Here is a 17,026-nt window from a genome sequence, read left to right on the forward strand (position 1 = left end):
GTATGAGCAGAGAGGCGATATGCAGCTTAGACAGCGACGGCAGGAGCAAGGCGCTGCGCTAGTTGTGGTGATGGCACTGTTAGCGAGTGCGTTGATTATTGGTGTTATCTGCGTGCAATCTGCGTTTGTGGATGAACGCTTAGCGAGCAATTATCGGGCATCGACGTTAGCGCAAATGCGCGCTGAAATAGCCGCCTCACATGCAGTGGCTTCCTTTAATCAATTGGAGTGGGGGGACAGCGTGCTCACCATCAATAGCGATCACACTCTCCGCTGGGAAGATATCGTAGTGCACCCATTAACTACGGTGCTTGGTGATGACTGCGAACACAATAGCTGCTTATTTACGCCCGTTGAGCGTGACGGCCAGCCTTGGGTAGTGGCGTTAGGTGCGGTTATTACTAATGCCAATACCGATAGTGAAATGCTGCTAGCGCAAAGCTTACCTGTGTTTATCAAAGTAGAGGAAGGGGAGGAAAGCCATCAGACAAAGGCGACGGTGGTTTGGCATTAAGTGTACAATGACTTACCTTTTTTGACCTTTATCCAGCTGGATCCACACTATGAGTCAGACAGCCAAAACCCGCGTGCTGACCGGGATTACCACGACCGGAACGCCACATCTTGGTAACTATGTGGGTGCTATTAAGCCTGCCATTGAGGCAAGCCAAGACCCCAACGTACAGTCGTTTTACTTCCTTGCTGACTATCACGCGCTGATCAAATGCCAAGATCCGAAGCGTGTGCAAGAGTCGCGTCTGGAAATTGCCGCCACGTGGCTTGCGCTAGGGCTAGATACCGATAACGCCATTTTTTATCGTCAGTCGGATATTGCTGAAATTCCCGAATTAATGTGGATGCTTTCTTGTGTGTGCGCCAAGGGGCTGATGAACCGCGCCCACGCATACAAAGCGGCAGTCGCTGAAAATGAAGAAGCCGGTGACCAAGACCCGGATAAAGGCGTCACCATGGGCTTATTCGGTTACCCAGTGTTAATGGCTGCTGACATCTTAATGTTTAATGCCAATAAAGTGCCGGTAGGGCGCGACCAAATTCAGCACATTGAAATGGCGCGTGATATCGCCGGACGTTTCAACCACATGTTTAAAGGCCAGTATTTTGTTCAGCCTGAAGCCGTTGTGGATGAAAAAGGGGAAGTATTGAAGGGCTTGGACGGTCGCAAAATGTCCAAAAGCTATAACAATACGATCCCGCTTTTCTCCAGCGAGAAAAAACTGCAGAAGCTGGTGCGTAAAATCAAAACCAACTCGCTGGAACCTGGCGAGCCCAAAGATCCAGACACCTGTACGTTGTTCCAAATCTTTTCAGCGTTTGCCAGCAATGAAGAAGCCGCTGCGCTACGCGAGCAGTACGTGGCAGGTATCGGCTGGGGCGACGCTAAGAACCACGTGTTTGATTACTTGAATGCGCACTTAAGCGCCCCCCGCGAGCGTTACATCGCGCTCATGGAAGACCCTGCGCATATTGAAGCGGTGCTACAAAAAGGTGCCGATCGCGCTAGAGAAGAAGCCGCCATTACCATGGATCGCTTACGTTCCGCGGTAGGCTTAGGACGCTTTGTTTAGTGGATTTAAAACTGCACTGACAAGAAACCCCTTCTAAATAGAAGGGGTTTTTTAATACGGACATAGCAAAAATGCTTAGCCTTCGATTGGCGCGCGCCAGTCATCAGAGCCTGAAGTGCCCGCAACATTGTGTTCCCAATCGATCTTACGATACGCCAGAGAGACGTCCATTAGCTGAGTGAACTCAGACTTGGTAATGTCTTGTGCGTGTGGCATGCGTAAGTTGATGTCGACAATAGTGGCATCAGTCAGAGTCGTTGTGAAGAAATGCTCTTGCTTACCTTCAACGGAAGTGCGGTACCACTTCAGTTCAACAGTGGGGAGCATTTCTCCAGAAGCCAATGCGTTGTACATCAGCGGCACGGCCTTGTTGAGTGCTACCGTAAAGATAAATGGCTTGTGGGCACGCTGACCAGAAGGTTGACCAGACTGTGGGTCTGTAGGCACGGTCACTACATGCTTAAATTCTTGAACCAGCATTTGGTCTTCATGGCCTTCCACGTAGATGTTACCTACGGAGTCGGGAGTAAAGGCGCCAGCTGTAATATGACCCTGAGTTTGGCCTTCAATGCTGATATAACATGGAGTTGGCATAAGTCTGCTCCTTGACGATGTTAATGGTGTTGTCCTGAGGACAGATTGATAATTGCAAAACAGATGCCAGTTTTATGTTTTAATTTTAAAACAGTTGCTTATGGTTTTTCTTTTTTTTATTTATTTTTAATTAGGCAGTTTTTTGCTTGCTTATAGGCGGTTGTTTGCCTGGTCGGCGAGCATTTGCTTAATGGTTAAATGGTGATTTAACAAACTAACTGCTAGCTAATTGCAACATTGTGTTTCATAAGATATTGTATTTAACAAAGCTTAAGGTGACATGGGTATACGTTTTTAAAGTTTTTTGTCGACTCTGTTGATAAATTATTTTTTCAATGTAGGAGATTGACTATAGTTTTTGTAAGATATTTCTTACAAATTATAGTTTGTTTTATTTATTGTTGCTAAATGCTGTTAAAATTCGCGATTTAACAGTCAACTTCTATTTTTATTCGATGCAGTTTTGATTGTTTCTATAAATACACAATTTTGCGATTGGAAACTTGTTTTTTAGTTCGCTAGTCTCGCTTTGTTAATAACTACTTGCGGTTACATTTAGTCACTTTTCCGGGATAAATCATGGCTAAACAAGGAACTGTCGCGCCAAAAGAGCGCATCAATATTAAGTATGTGCCAGCAACTGGAGGTCAGCAGACTGATACAGAGCTACCACTTAAGCTGTTGGTCGTGGGGGACTTCAAAGGTAGAGAAGAGGAGACTCCAATTGAGGAGCGTCAGGCAGTATTGATCGATAGTGCTAACTTTCAATCTGTCATGCGAGAAGCTGATCTGTCGCTGCAAGCCGTTGTTCCTAATCGACTTGATGAGAGCGAAGAGCCTAATGATATATCGGTTGACTTGTCATTCAAGTCACTTGAAGACTTTTCGCCTGATGCAGTAGCAAAGCAAGTTCCCGAACTGCGTAAATTGGTAGAGCTGCGTGAAGCTTTGGTTGCTTTAAAGGGGCCGTTAGGTAACGTGCCTAATTTCCGAAATCGCTTACAAAAACTGCTCGAAGATGATAGCGCACGTCAGCAGCTTTTGAGCGAGTTGGATTTGCTAGATAAATCTAATGATAGAAATTAATTATATTTAACTTTTTTATCTATCAGTCGTATAGCGATTTCGAGGTAGAAAAATGAATGAAGCAGCTAAAAAAAAGACGGTATTAGAAGCTGAAGCAGAGCTTTCTCTTCTTGATCAGGTCATGGCACAAACACGTATGGCCCCTGCTGATGAAGGATACGATGTTGCCAAGCAAGGGGTGGCAGCGTTTATTACAGAGCTTCTAAGTAATAGCGATGAGACGCCAAAAGTTAACAAGTCTTATATTGACAGTATGGTCGTGGAACTAGATCGAAAAATTAGCCATCAAGTTGATGAGATCTTGCATGAAAATAACTTTCAACAGCTAGAGTCTGCTTGGCGTGGATTGAAACTGTTGGTAGATCGCACTGATTTTCGTGAGAATATTAAGCTAGATCTATTGCATGCAACGAAGCAAGAGTTACTTGATGACTTTGAATTCGCGCCTGAAATTAGTCAGAGCGGCCTTTATCATCACGTTTATAACGCTGGCTATGGGCAATTTGGCGGCGAGCCAGTTGCGGGTGTTATCGGTCATTACGATTTTTCACCGTCTTCACCTGATATGAAACTTTTGCAGTACACCTCTGCCGTTGGGGCAATGGCTCATGCTCCTTTTATGTCCTCTGTTGCGCCCTCTTTCTTCGGTATTGATAGCTTTGAAGAGCTACCTAATATTAAAGACTTTAAAGCGATTTTTGAGGGGCCAAAATATGCCCGTTGGCGCAGTTTGCGTGAGTCTGATGACGCCCGTTATCTTGGTTTGACGGCACCCCGCTTCTTGTTACGTACGCCTTATGACCCAGTTGAAAATCCAATCAAAACCTTTAATTACCGTGAAAATGTGAGTGAAAATCACGAGCATTATCTGTGGGGTAATACAGCGTATCTATTGGCGGAGCGTTTGACAGATAGCTTCGCCAAGTACCGGTGGTGCCCCAATATTATTGGTCCGCAAAGTGGCGGTGCTGTCGAAGATCTGCCGGTTCATAACTACGAGGCTTTTGGTCAGTTGCAGGCCAAAATACCGACAGAAGTGCTGATTACAGACCGCCGCGAATTTGAATTGTCAGACGAGGGATTTATCTCTCTGACCATGCGGAAAGGTAGTGATAACGCCGCTTTCTTCTCAGCGAACTCCGTACAAAAGCCCAAAGTATTCCCCAATACGGCTGAGGGTAAAGTGGCAGAAACCAACTTCAAGTTGGGAACGCAGCTCCCCTATATGTTCATCATCAATCGATTAGCGCACTACGTGAAAGTGTTGCAGCGCGAACAGATTGGTTCCTGGAAAGAGCGGCAGGATCTTGAGCGTGAGCTTAACGCATGGATTCGCCAATACGTTGCAGACCAAGAAAATCCGCCAGCTGATGTCCGTAGCCGTCGTCCACTGCGAGCGGCCTCTATCCAGGTTTCTGACGTTAATGGCGAGCCAGGTTGGTATCAAGTCTCTTTGTCAGTGCGCCCTCACTTTAAGTACATGGGTGCCAGTTTTGAGTTGTCTCTCGTTGGGCGTCTTGATAAGGAATAAAGGAACAAAAGCGCTATGGCAATGGAACGTGGTGGGCGAATCGGAAGTCGGCTTTTTGAACGCTTAGCAGCGCCAAGCAAGACCGTTCATTACGCAGAAGAGAGCCCGCTGGAGATGGTGGTGGCGTCCATAAAGCACCACCTTGTTGAGTTGCTCAATAGTCACCCTGGAAACAGCGCTTGCGCACCCGAACTAGGCCTCCTTGATTTCAATGATGCCACGATAGGTGTACTTAATTTGGAGCTCAACATTAAGCAGGCTATTCGTCACTGCATAGAGCGTTATGAGCCCCGGATTCAAGATGTTGATGTCGAAGCCCTGCCGAGCCTAGGCAGTGGGCTGCAGCTACGTTTTCAAGTTCATGCCACGTTGTTGCTGGGAAAGAAAAGCGTTCCAACCACCATTGATCTATTGCTTAACAACAAGCGTTATCAGTGTCTCAACTGATAGGCCTGAGAGGCGCGAATGCTAAATCGCTACTATCGTGACGAACTCAACTTTTTGAAACGACAAGGCCGAGAGTTTGCGGAAGCAAACCCTGGTCTTAGCCGCTTTCTTTCCGAGCGGAGCACTGATCCAGATGTAGAGCGTCTGTTGGAAGGATTTGCTTTCTTGACTGGTCGCATGCGCGAAAAAGTAGAGGATGAATTTCCCGAACTTACTCACTCGCTCATTAGTATGTTATGGCCTAATTACTTGCGTCCGGTACCAAGTATGACCGTGATCCAGTTCACGCCCAAGTTGCACGGACTGAGTCAACAGCAGCAAGTTAAAAGAGGCACTGAACTAGCCAGTATTCCTGTTGAAGGCACATCGTGTTTATTTCGTACCTGCCACGATGTGGCGCTTTATCCGCTAGTTCATGGTGGCGTTGATGCGCGCCATACCAGAGAGATTTCTATTGTAGAGCTATCCCTAGAAGTTCACAGCGATCAACCCTTGAATACACTTGGGATTGATGCCCTGAGGTTACACTTGGGGGGCGACGGATATACTGCTCGGACACTGTATCTATGGATGAGCCATTATCTAGCCCATCTGGAGCTAGAAGTGAATGGACAGCGGCAATCGATAGCTACAAATGCGTTGCAAGCAGTAGGGTTTGAGAGTGATCAAGCGTTACTGCCTTACCCACGAAATGTCCACCAAGGCTATCGGATATTGCAGGAGTATCTTTGCTTTCCCGAGGCGTTTCATTTCTTTGACGTACAGGGAATAGGGCAATTATTACCTTCTGCAGCGTCGGATAGTGTAACGCTTCGTTTTGTTTTTTCTCGCCCATTACCCACCGATGCGCGTGTTAAAAATGAGCATTTAGCTCTCTACTGTACACCGGCGATTAACCTCTTTGATCACGATGCTGAACCGGTTGACTTAACAGGAGAGCGAAGTCAGTACCGTATTCGGCCAAGCAGTAAGATGCCGGCACATTATGAAACTTATAGTGTAGATAGCGTGCTGGGTCATTTAGAGGGTTCCCAAAGTGGCTCACAGGCATCCTTGCGGCGCTATGTGCCCTTTGAAAGTTTTCAACATCAAATTGAAAGCGATAAAGGACGCGAAGCGTTGCACTATCGCGTGCGAGTGAGCAACAGTCTACGCGGTGACGGCTTCGATCATGACATAGCTTTTACACGTGAGGATGAGCAGCTATGTCTTGGGCGCCGTGAGACGATTTCACTGGGTTTGACCTGTAGTAATCGAGAATTGCCGGAGCAACTGACCGTTGGTGATGTGTGTGTCGGTACAAATGATAGCCCTACTTTCGCTACCTTTCGCAACATTACACGCCCTACACAGGTACTGCGTCCAGCCATCGATGATGGTTTGCTGTGGGTCTTAATTTCTAACTTATCGCTCAATTACCTTTCACTGCTAAATCGTGATGCGCTCTGTGCGGTGCTTAGGGCTTACGATTTCCGTGCTCTGGTGGATCGTCAGGCAGAGCGCGTAGCTCACAATCGATTAACTGGGATTGTAGATATTAATACTCAGCCAGTTGATCGGCTACGCAAAGGGCTGCCAGTGCGAGGTTTACGTTCAATTATGACGCTTGACCAAAATGCTTTTGGAGATGAAGGCAGTCTTTACCTGTTTGGCAGTGTGCTGGCTCGCTTTTTGTCCTTGTACGCCAGCATTAACTCTTTCCATGAGTTGCAAATAATCAATCGCCATAACCAAGAGCGCTACGTATGGAGCTTACAAGCGGGACAGCAGCCTCTGATGTAGCGCTGCTAGCGCCCTTGTTTAATGCGGCGCGACGCTATGAATTTTTTCAACTAGTGGAGCTGTTGCACCGTCATCACCACGATGATTTGGAGCAGCGTCATGGCGGTAGCGTGCCGGTGTTTCAGCGAGTGCGCTACAAAGCTTCGGCTTCACTGGGTTTTCCTAGTAGTGATGTGTTGGCTCTTGAGGCTAATGAATACGGCCAGTATGAAATGGAGGTTAGTTTTCTGGGGCTGCAAGGGTCGCAATCTCCACTGCCGGGCTACTACTTGGAAGCGCTTGCCCATGAGTCGGCGCACCATGAAGGTATCGCGGGGGATTTTCTAGACTTTTTTAATCATCGCTTGCTGACACTAACCCATCGAGGATGGCGTAAATATCGCCATCATGTGCGTTACCAAAATAACGCTCAGGATGGCTTTTCTGCCGCGATTTTTTCCTTAGTCGGTCTCGCTGACAGCAACTTGCGCGGTGAAACGCCGATTAACTGGAGCAAGATGCTTTCCTATGCGGGGCTGTTGGCCGGACGCTCTCGCTCGCCTGATGTGGTTAGTGGGATTGTGAGTCACTGCTTTGAGGTGGCCCAGGTTGAAATTAAGCAATGGGTCTATCGATGGATAGATATGCCGCCAGATCAGCTCAGCCGAAATGGCCTTACGGGGATGACACTTGGTGAAGATATGGTGGCTGGCGAGAGAGTTGCCGATGTTAAAGGAAAGTTTGCGCTTCGCCTACGTGGGCTGACGCTTTCTCGTTTTCGCGATTTTTTGCCCGATGGTGAGGAGCATCAGTCGTTAAAAACATTAGTAAATTTTGTATTACGTGAACCACTTGCCTACGACTTAGAGCTTGAACTTCTAGCCAGTGAGGTGAAGCCCATGCGTTTAGGCGATGCTGGCTCAAGTCAGTTGGGTTGGACAACATTTGTTAATCCAGATAGTGACGACACTTCTAAACGTCGTCATGTACATATTCAAATGACGAGTTAAATCATGCAGGCCGATCCACTTGAGAGCATCACGCTAGTCGTTGTTAACAGTGAGCAGCTTGAAGGGCGCTCATCTAGTAGTCACGTTTTTCACGGAGAGGGCGGGACGCTGGGTAGTGGCGACAGCGATGATTGGTTGCTGCAAGACCATATGGGGCAAATTCATCCTCGTCATGCCGACATTACTAAAATCGACGGTAAATTTTGTTTGGTGGATTGCAGCGGACACACCTTTATTAACCGCGCAACACTACCTATCGGTCGTGACCGAAAGGCAGCATTGAACGATGGGGATGAGCTGAACGTAGGTGAGTATCGATTAAAGGTACACCTGGGTGATTGGTGCGCCCGGCAGCCAGGCGTCCTCTCATTAACGACATTGATTGATGAAGAGCATGAGGATGTGATGACGGTCACGGACACGCGACCGGTAGGCAGTGAGCGTGTGGATCATCATCAAACCAAAGAAGACGATCCCATTGAATTACTCGGCGGCGTTATGCCTAGCTCGCAGCAGCATGACCCTATAGTGGCGCTTGATAGCGATGAGCATCAGCCATCGGTAGTAGAGCCTTTAGAGACTGTGTCATTTACTCAGCATGACCAGCGTGGGGACTGGCATCAGCAGGAGCGTAGTGATCAAGCAGTACGTCTCCCCGATATAAAACCTAAACCTTTCAGCGGCACAAAAAAGCATAGGAGCAGTGACATGGATGAACGGCAACTAGATGACTTGGAGCGCTCTGTGGGCGAGCAGCTAGAGGATCGCTGGCAAAAGCCGACGACGCAGGCGCTTGGTCATATAGGTGCTGACCCATTGCTTCGAGGATTGGGTATTGATTTGCCTTTTCGGGATGCTGAAGAGCAGCAAGCTTTTTTACAAGAAGCTGGGCAAACACTACGAGCCACTATTGATGGGCTGCGTTTGTTACAGCAGTTTCAGAATGATAGTAAATACCCACTACGTGACCGTCGCTTACAGCCGATTGAAGATAACCCGCTGAGACTTGGGATGACTTATGGTGAAACCGCGGAAACGATGTTCTCTGCGCAGCGCAGCCCTGTTCACCTCTCTGCACCAGAAGCCGTAGCCGAGAGCTTACGGCACCAAGGTCAACACCAAACGGCTGTTGAAGAGGCTATCGGTCTAGCCCTTGGTGCCATCCTGGATGCCTTTTCTCCCGAGACACTGCTTAAACGTTTTCACGCTTACCGAGGGATAGGCAACCGTATTGAAGACGAAGGAGATTGGGCATGGGAAATGTACCAGCACTATTACCGCGAGCTGAACTCTGGTCGTCAGCAAGGCTTTCAAAAACTGTTTTGGGAAGTCTTTGAACAAGCTTACGACCAATCGGTACGCCGCCAGCAGCGGGAGGGGGCATGAGCGCGTCAAGTGCAGTTCGGATAATTGTGCTGATCTGTCTCATTATTTTGTTGGCCGGCTGTGCCTCAACACGAGAAACGACAGGGAAAGTCTGGGAGGTCATTCGTGACCCGTCGATCCCCGTTGGCTATCCGGAAGACAGGCCTACGCTTGTTGATCTGAGCATGGTGGCAGAAAGGAATGTAAACCCCAATGTGGATGGCGATGGAACGCCGCTACGCTTTCAGGTGTTGCAACTCAAAGACGACTCGATGCTGATGGCTGCCGACTTAACTCAGTTACAGCAAGATTTAGAAGAGTCGTTGGGCACTAATTACTTGACCCATGACGACTTTACTTTGCTTCCAGGGCAATGGAAGTTCTATGAGCCTTTCGAGATTGATGAAGCAACACGCTATATCGGAATCATCGCATTTTACGCCACGCCGAATGAAGCGGAGTGGAAAAAGATTGTGAAGGTTAAAAGCCGTGGAGAGCACTACCACTTGCTGGTTCACCTCCGTGACAGTGAAGTGGAACTAAGGAAGGAGGAGTAATGGCTAGCCGAAACCGTGTGGTGTGGAGCGAAGGTTTATTTATTAAGCCTCAGCACTTTCAACAGCAGCAGCGTAGTTTAGAAGGATTGCTGGATACGCGGCTTAAAGGAGTCAGCCATTATCTGTACGGCTTCCTTTCTCTTGAGCTTAATAACGAATTTCTTAGTTTTGGACGGGTGGCAATTAGTCGTGCAAGCGGTGTGATGCCGGATGGTGTGGCCTTTCATTTGCCCGATGATGATGTAGAACCTGCGCCGCTGGAAATTAGCGATACGAGCATCACTAACCAAGTTGTCTACTTGGGCTTGCCATTAGCAACGGACGGTATCGGTGAAGTGCGCTGGCCTGATGACGACCTGCCAGCTCGCTATCGACTGCGGTCAAGTAGCGTTAGGGATCTGCATTCTCGGGATGGGGCAACGACAGAGCTTGATGTTGCACGTGTAGCCCCTCGTCTATTGCTCGAACGGGATGACCGTAGTGGCTATGCCTGCCTTGCAGTGGCGCGCATTGTTGAACGTCGTCCTGACGGTAGCCTAGTGCTGGATGAGCAGTTCATACCCACGCTTTTGAACGTTCAAGCCGCCCCAGGTTTACAACGTTTCGTCGGCGAAATGTCAGGGCTGATGCGTGAGCGTGCTCGCAACATCGCCCAACGTCTGTCCACACCCCATCAAGCCGGGGTTGCAGATGTGGCGGATTTTATGCTTTTGCAGCTGCTTAATCGGGCTCAGCCTCGTTTCCAGCACCTTGCCCGCTTAGGGCAACTTCATCCAGAGCGTCTCTACGACACCATGCACGAGATTGCTTGTGAGCTGGTCACGTTCACCGATGAATCACGCTTGCCGCCGGAGTGTCCGGCCTATGATCACAATCATCCTGAGGGAGCGTTTCGCCCTTTGATGAAAATGCTCCGCCAAGCGCTTTCCACAGTACTTGAACCACGTGCCATGGCCATTCAGCTACAGGCACGTCGCTTTGGTTTGTTGGTCGCGCCGCTTTCGGATCTCAGTTTGATCGAAACAGCAGAGTTTATTCTCGCGGTGCGGGCTGACATGCCTAACGAGCGACTACGCAAACTGTTTTTGCAGCAAACAAAAGTGGCCAGCGTCGAGCGTATTCGTGACCTCATTAGCTTACAGCTGCCCGGTGTGCCGTTGGAGCCGTTGCCGGTAGCTCCCCGCGAGCTGCCTTATCACGCTGGTTACACCTACTTCCAGTTAGACCGCCGAAGCGAAGCCTGGGGAATGCTTAACGATGCCAGTGGATTTGCGTTTCACGTCGCCGGTGAATTTCCAGGTTTGGAAATGCAGTTTTGGGCGATCAGGAGTTAAACCATGCAACAACTTGTCACTGATGAGCACGATTCGCCCCAGCAACATTTTTCCCATCATAAGGGGCGGCACGAAGACAGTATTAGCAAGCACGGTATAGAGCACTTGGTTCACAGTCATGCCGAGCAGCTAAATGCTGATGAGGACTACTGGTTTCGTTTGCGCGGCCACAGTTTAAATCCGCTGGTAGATGCTGCCAGTAGTTTGCTCGGAATGGTCGTGCGCGTACGCCAACTCGACAGTGCTGGTGATATAGAGAGTCTCTATCAGCAAGTGGTTGATGAGATCGCGGCTATCGAAATTGAACTGACAGAGCAGGGGTACGACCGAGCCACACTGCTTGCGTACCGCTATGTTCTCTGTTCCTTCATTGATGAAGCGGTCATGGGCATGTCCTGGGGGCGTCAGAGTAAATGGGCCGAGCACTCCCTGTTGACAAGGTTTCACAATGAAACATGGGGGGGAGAAAAAGTGTTCTCCATCCTCTCGCGGTTACAGCAGGAGCCTCACCGTTACAGAGATATGCTGGAATTTATCTATCTGTGTCTGTGTCTTGGGTTCGGGGGGCGCTATCACGTTAGGTCTCATGGGAGCGAAGAGTATGAGCACATTGTTCGAGCGCTGGGTGACCAGCTTACCGCCCTTAAACAGCCTGCTGAAGAGGCCTTGACGCAGCCACTCAGTAATGTGGTTCGTGGTCGCCAACGGCGTACCTCTCACTTCCCTATATGGGGCATTTTTGCGCTGTTCGGTGTTGCTATGACCGGCGTTTATCTGGGCTTTTCATGGATGCTTGATCAACAAGCCGAACAGATTGCTTCGCTTCTTAATCAACTTTATCGCTAGGAGTTATCATGCTCAGGGTAGAGCTATCAGCGCTTATTGGCCGCCTCAATGCCATTACTCGCCAAGGGCTAGAGCAAGCCGCCGTGCTTTGCGCACAGCAGCAGGCCCCAGAGGTATCCGTGGGGCATTTACTGCAAGCAATGCTCGACCAGCCCTTATGTGATGTTCGCAGCATTTGTGAAAGCGTTGATGTAGATACGGTAGCTCTACGCGCTCAGCTGGCTGAAGAAACACGCCCACCACTTAACACAGAAGTATCCACGCCAAGCTTCTCCCCGCTACTGATTGAACTGCTGCAGGATGGGTGGCTATTAGCTTCTACTGAGTATCAGCACCGGACACTGCGTAGTGGCGCGATATTTACAGCACTACTACATAATATCGAGCGTTATTTAGGCGCAGGCTCGGCTCGACTACTGGCTCACATTAATCGGGAGAATCTGCGCCGCCACTTGGATCGACTCACTGTCGACTCAGCAGAAGCTCCCCAAGAAGATGCTGCCAATCAACCGCACCAGTCTTCTTCTGGTCCCGGTGATGACAGTGCGTTGTCGCGATTTGCAACCTCGCTTACTGAGCAAGCACGAAAAGGAGAGTTAGACCCTGTCTTAGGGCGTGACCCAGAGATCGACCAGATGCTTGATATTCTTGGTCGCCGCCGTAAAAACAATCCCATTGTCATTGGCGATGCAGGGGTGGGTAAAAGTGCTGTCGTTGAAGGGTTAGCGGCTCGTATCGTGGCTGGGCAAGTACCTGCTGCACTTGCCGGTGTGGAATTATTAACGCTTGATTTGGGAGCGCTTCAAGCTGGCGCCGCCGTTAAGGGGGAATTTGAAAAACGCCTAAAAGCCGTTATAGATGAAGTCAAAAATGCACCGCAGCCAACACTACTCTTTATTGATGAAGCACATACGCTGATTGGTGCGGGTAATCAGGAAGGTGGTGGCGACGCGGCCAATTTGCTAAAGCCTGCGCTAGCCCGCGGAGAGTTGCGCACAATTGCGGCGACAACATGGCGCGAGTACAAGAAATACTTCGAGAAAGACCCTGCACTCTCACGCCGTTTCCAGCCTGTCGCATTATCAGAGCCTAGTGTTGAGCAGGCACTCGTCATTCTTCGAGGCCTGCAAGATGTTTACGAGCGTGCCCACGGTGTACTGATTGGTGATAGCGGGCTGCGGGCAGCTGCTGCGTTGTCTGCACGTTATCTGGCGGGTCGTCAACTGCCAGATAAAGCCATTGACGTGTTGGATACAGCTTGCACACGGTTGTCGCAAGCGCTTGATACACCACCACGAAAACTGAGCCACTTGCAAAGTGAACATACGGCTGCACTGCGCGAAAAGGATCAGCTTGCACGTGAGCAACTGTTAGGCCGCGAACCTGATGCCGCTCTTCTTGAGGCGCTTAGTGAGCGTTTGGTTAACATTGAGAATGAGCTCACGGTCTTGGAGGCTGCCTGGCAAGAGCAGCGTGAATGTGTGAATGCCATTGTGGCTCTCCACCGCCAGCTGTTGGAAGCGGATGTTCAGAGCGGCGACGGCCAGAGTAGTGATGATCAGTTTAATGAGCAATCCACGGTTCAGTTGCGTGCTGAGTTGGTCGAATGCGAGCAGCAGTTAACACGCTTGCAGCACGATTTTTCGTTGGTTAACCCAAGTGTTGAAGAAGCCCAAATTGCTCAGGTTATTGGCGACTGGACCGGTGTGCCGGTTGAGCGGATGACCAGCGATGAGTTAACACGCCTCACGGAGCTGCCTGCTTACCTTGGTGAACAAATTAAAGGCCAAGATACCGCTATTGAGCGGATTCATCGGCACCTGTTAACGGCGCGTGCCGACTTGCGTCGCCCCGGACGTCCGTTAGGTGCTTTTTTGCTCGTAGGCCCGAGTGGCGTGGGCAAAACAGAAACCGTGGTGCAGATTGCCGACCAGCTGTATGGCGGCCGCCAGTTCCTCACCACTATTAACATGTCCGAGTATCAGGAAAAACACACGGTTTCTCGGCTGATTGGTTCTCCACCTGGCTATGTGGGGTTTGGTGAGGGCGGGCTTTTAACGGAAGCGATACGTCAGCGTCCATATTCGGTGGTGTTGCTCGATGAAGTAGAGAAAGCACACCCCGATGTACTCAATCTTTTCTATCAAGCGTTCGACAAAGGCGAGCTGGCAGATGGGGAAGGGCGAATAATTGATTGTAAAAACGTACTTTTCTTCCTGACTTCAAACCTTGGCTATGAGGCCATCGTTGCCCATGGCAACGATGTCTATGCGCTCGATGCTGCGCTTTATCCGGTACTCGCAGAGTTCTTCAAACCGGCCCTGCTGGCGCGCATGGAAGTGGTGCCTTACTTACCGCTTGATGGCGACACCCTTCGCAGCATTGTGACGGCCAAGCTCGACACGCTGGCTGGTCGTATCCGTGAGCGCCATCGTCAAGCAGAGGTAGTACTAAACGACTCCCTGGCGGAAGCAATATGCGTGCGAGCTACTCGTAGTGAAAACGGAGCGCGCATGCTGGAGTCGGTGATTGATGGCGAATTGCTGCCTCCTCTCTCCCGGGCCCTGCTCGAACGTATGGCGCGACGTGAAACAGTGGCAAACGTCGTGCTGGGTGTCGACCCCGAGAGTGGCTTTTTCACAGCAGAGGTAGTTTGACACCATGACACTGCCTGTTTCCCATGAAGCCATTGCGGAACGATGTTTCACCGCTGAGTTAGCAGCTATGCCGATCGCTTTAACGCTAGTGGAGAGCAGCTCAACGGTTGTGCTACGCCAGCAAGCTGCGCATTTATTGCAACACCACTTGGGGTTGGTATTTGTGGAGTGCCTTTATATTGAAGGAAGTGGTCGTTGGTTAGGGCGGGATGGTGATGAAGGGCAGTTTGATTGTGGAGTTTTTAATCACCCTTATGCCCATGTCATTCGTGGTGGCAAGGCGCTAACGCTTAGCGTGGCAGATGCACGAATTCGTTTGGATCATCCGAGTTTTCAAGCACAAGTGGCTCCATTAGCTGCTGCACTGCAGCTACAAATTCGTCCATTACGTGCCAGTGATGGAAAGAAGGAGTGGCTGGGGGTGATGTTACTAGCAGGCGAGCTAGCGAGGCTGACAACGCTGAAAGACGACCCCGGTATGGCTGCTTTTGAAGCCTTGTTATGCCGCTTATGGGCGCGTCTTGCTAGAGAGCAGGGGGAGCGACTGCGCTCACGAGTACTTCAGGACTCCTTAGCCAAGCTGAACGATGGGGCTCGTCGCCAAGCATTAGCTGACCAATTAGCTGAAGAGCTGCTGGGTCAATCAACAGCCATGCAGTCACTACGCCAACATGTAGTGCGTGCAGCAGAAACAAACTTGGCGGTACTGCTTCAAGGAGAAACTGGCACGGGCAAAGACTGTGTAGCAAGGGCGATACATCAACTTTCGGCACGGGCTAAAGGCCCCTTTATGGCGATTAACTGTGCTGCCATTCCCGAAGCATTGTTGGAATCAGAGCTGTTTGGGCATGCCAAAGGCGCTTTTTCAGGAGCTGATCAGGCCCGGGATGGGCTGATTAGTCAGGCTGACGGTGGAACCTTATTCCTAGATGAAATTGGTGATATGCCGTTAGCGCTACAAGCCAAGCTGCTTCGTGTATTAGAAAGTGGCCGCTACAGGCCGCTTGGGGCAAGCAAGGAGCGTTGCGCTGATCTTCGTTTGGTAGCGGCAACACACCAACCGCTTCAAACACAAATTCGCGAGCAGCGTTTTCGTGCTGACCTTTATTACCGATTAGGCCAATTCCCTATCACCTTACCGACACTCTCAGAGCGGCGTGAGGATATTGCTCAATTAGCGCAGTCATTCATCACTGATTTTTGTGCTCGGGAGGCACGTGACGAGATGGGCATCACGCCAGCAGCGTTGCGGCTACTTTATCGGAGAGAGTATCCCGGCAATGTTCGCGAACTTAAGAACATCGTTGATTACGCTTGTGCCATGACGCCTGAGGGAGCCGATATCGATGCTTATGTGCTGCCCGGCGAGCAAGAAGAGAGCACACCGCAAACCGTAGACAGCGTGGAAACAACGTCGCTCGCGCTAAACGATGACATAAACGATCTTCGCCAAGCGCTTCGTGATGTGGAGTCCGCCATCATTCGCCAACGTTTAAGGCGCTTTGGCGGAAATCGCGCCCAGGCGGCTGAAAGCTTGGGCTTGCCGAAGCGAACACTGGCTCACAAGTGTCAGCAACTGGAACTAGATACGAAATGAACGCGATGTTGCCAAAACACCAGTGGTCAATGCGTGTATTGCTGATGCTAGGTGCGCTGATCAGTTTCCCCCTACAGGCCCAGGATGACAGCGCTTTGATAGAACGTGCGCAGCTATGTGCGGAGGCGTCTTCGCGGCTCGAACGGTTGAACTGTTACGACGCTATTTTTCAACAGGCACAGCTGAGTGATGAGCATAGTGAATTGCCTGGTCTTTGGCATGCTATCGAGCATCAGGAAGGAGCGCGTAATGAAAGGAATGTTGGATTAATCGTACAGGAAGCAGGAGATGAGGTGCTGATCAGCATGCCAGCGTTAGGCACCACACCGCCTCGCCCGATTCTGGTGATAGCCTGCGAAAAACTGATTACTCGTTTTCAATTACACCTTCCGGCACCACTCGACAATGCCAGGGTTGATTTACGGCTGACAAGTAATAGCGGCACTGTTCAACAGCAGTGGCGTGTGCGGGATGGTGGTCACGTAGTGAGCGGCGGACGGGGTCTACCGGCTATCGATACACTCCGCCAACTGCTAAATGCCACTGGTATTACGCTACATAGCGATGTTGCCGCTCTGGATGAACTGCACTTTGATACAACCGGCTTGCGCCAAGCCATCCAGCCACTACGTGAAGCGTGTCGCTGGTAAAGGAG

The 17,026-nt window shown here is 50.1% G+C and carries 15 protein-coding genes; 14 read left to right on the top strand and 1 reads right to left on the bottom strand.

Annotated features, from left to right (window positions below):
• Nucleotides 1-19: 19 nt before the first annotated feature.
• Entirely contained in the window at nucleotides 20-514 is a 495-nt protein-coding gene (locus tag L1X57_RS08405) for a pilus assembly PilX family protein (RefSeq protein ID WP_143759723.1), read from the top strand.
• Between the two features lie 49 nt (nucleotides 515-563).
• On the top strand, nucleotides 564-1,586 hold the full coding sequence (locus tag L1X57_RS08410) for a tryptophan--tRNA ligase (RefSeq protein WP_009722784.1): 1,023 nt from the start codon (nucleotides 564-566) through the stop codon (nucleotides 1,584-1,586).
• A gap of 75 nt (nucleotides 1,587-1,661) precedes the next feature.
• On the opposite strand, the gene L1X57_RS08415 is transcribed toward L1X57_RS08410, so the two are convergent.
• Nucleotides 1,662-2,180: an Hcp family type VI secretion system effector gene (locus L1X57_RS08415; RefSeq protein ID WP_009722783.1), complete on the bottom strand. Its 519-nt coding sequence runs from the start codon at nucleotides 2,178-2,180 to the stop codon at nucleotides 1,662-1,664.
• 579 nt (nucleotides 2,181-2,759) lie between these two features.
• Between L1X57_RS08415 and tssB the strand changes: the two genes are divergently transcribed.
• Genes tssB through vasI form a run of 12 tightly spaced genes read left to right on the top strand, consistent with a single transcriptional unit; the run spans nucleotide 2,760 to nucleotide 17,021 of the window.
• A complete protein-coding gene (gene tssB, locus L1X57_RS08420; RefSeq protein ID WP_234668017.1) occupies nucleotides 2,760-3,266 on the top strand; it encodes a type VI secretion system contractile sheath small subunit in 507 nt (168 codons plus the stop codon).
• A gap of 52 nt (nucleotides 3,267-3,318) precedes the next feature.
• Complete coding sequence (gene tssC / locus L1X57_RS08425) at nucleotides 3,319-4,797, top strand: type VI secretion system contractile sheath large subunit (RefSeq protein ID WP_009722781.1); 1,479 nt, start codon at nucleotides 3,319-3,321, stop codon at nucleotides 4,795-4,797.
• A gap of 15 nt (nucleotides 4,798-4,812) precedes the next feature.
• Complete coding sequence (tssE, locus tag L1X57_RS08430; RefSeq protein WP_009722780.1) at nucleotides 4,813-5,244, top strand: type VI secretion system baseplate subunit TssE; 432 nt, start codon at nucleotides 4,813-4,815, stop codon at nucleotides 5,242-5,244.
• A gap of 18 nt (nucleotides 5,245-5,262) precedes the next feature.
• Complete coding sequence (gene tssF / locus L1X57_RS08435) at nucleotides 5,263-7,026, top strand: type VI secretion system baseplate subunit TssF (RefSeq protein WP_009722779.1); 1,764 nt, start codon at nucleotides 5,263-5,265, stop codon at nucleotides 7,024-7,026.
• Nucleotides 6,990-8,015 carry a type VI secretion system baseplate subunit TssG gene (tssG, locus tag L1X57_RS08440; protein WP_009722778.1) on the top strand — a complete coding sequence of 342 codons (1,026 nt, stop codon included), beginning with the start codon at nucleotides 6,990-6,992 and terminating at the stop codon, nucleotides 8,013-8,015. The genes tssF and tssG overlap by 37 nt, the downstream gene beginning before the upstream one ends.
• Before the next feature lie 3 nt (nucleotides 8,016-8,018).
• Nucleotides 8,019-9,401: a type VI secretion system-associated FHA domain protein TagH gene (gene tagH, locus L1X57_RS08445; protein ID WP_009722777.1), complete on the top strand. Its 1,383-nt coding sequence runs from the start codon at nucleotides 8,019-8,021 to the stop codon at nucleotides 9,399-9,401.
• Complete coding sequence (tssJ, locus tag L1X57_RS08450) at nucleotides 9,398-9,937, top strand: type VI secretion system lipoprotein TssJ (protein WP_009722776.1); 540 nt, start codon at nucleotides 9,398-9,400, stop codon at nucleotides 9,935-9,937. Before tagH ends, tssJ begins: the two co-directional genes overlap by 4 nt.
• Nucleotides 9,937-11,271 carry a type VI secretion system baseplate subunit TssK gene (gene tssK, locus L1X57_RS08455; RefSeq protein WP_009722775.1) on the top strand — a complete coding sequence of 445 codons (1,335 nt, stop codon included), beginning with the start codon at nucleotides 9,937-9,939 and terminating at the stop codon, nucleotides 11,269-11,271. Before tssJ ends, tssK begins: the two co-directional genes overlap by 1 nt.
• Nucleotides 11,272-11,274: 3 nt before the next feature.
• Nucleotides 11,275-12,117, top strand: coding sequence for a type IVB secretion system protein IcmH/DotU (icmH, locus tag L1X57_RS08460; protein WP_009722774.1), 843 nt, complete (start codon nucleotides 11,275-11,277; stop codon nucleotides 12,115-12,117).
• A gap of 8 nt (nucleotides 12,118-12,125) precedes the next feature.
• The gene (tssH, locus tag L1X57_RS08465) at nucleotides 12,126-14,774 is read left to right on the top strand and encodes a type VI secretion system ATPase TssH (protein ID WP_009722773.1); all 2,649 of its coding nucleotides are present in this window, start codon (nucleotides 12,126-12,128) and stop codon (nucleotides 14,772-14,774) included.
• A gap of 4 nt (nucleotides 14,775-14,778) precedes the next feature.
• Nucleotides 14,779-16,371 (top strand): sigma-54 interaction domain-containing protein, encoded by a 1,593-nt coding sequence (locus tag L1X57_RS08470; RefSeq protein WP_009722772.1) that lies wholly within the window; start codon nucleotides 14,779-14,781, stop codon nucleotides 16,369-16,371.
• Nucleotides 16,368-17,021 carry a type VI secretion system-associated protein VasI gene (vasI, locus tag L1X57_RS08475; protein ID WP_009722771.1) on the top strand — a complete coding sequence of 218 codons (654 nt, stop codon included), beginning with the start codon at nucleotides 16,368-16,370 and terminating at the stop codon, nucleotides 17,019-17,021. Before L1X57_RS08470 ends, vasI begins: the two co-directional genes overlap by 4 nt.
• Nucleotides 17,022-17,026 lie beyond the last annotated feature (5 nt).

The organism is Halomonas sp. TD01 (assembly GCF_923868895.1).
Classification (GTDB): domain Bacteria; phylum Pseudomonadota; class Gammaproteobacteria; order Pseudomonadales; family Halomonadaceae; genus Vreelandella.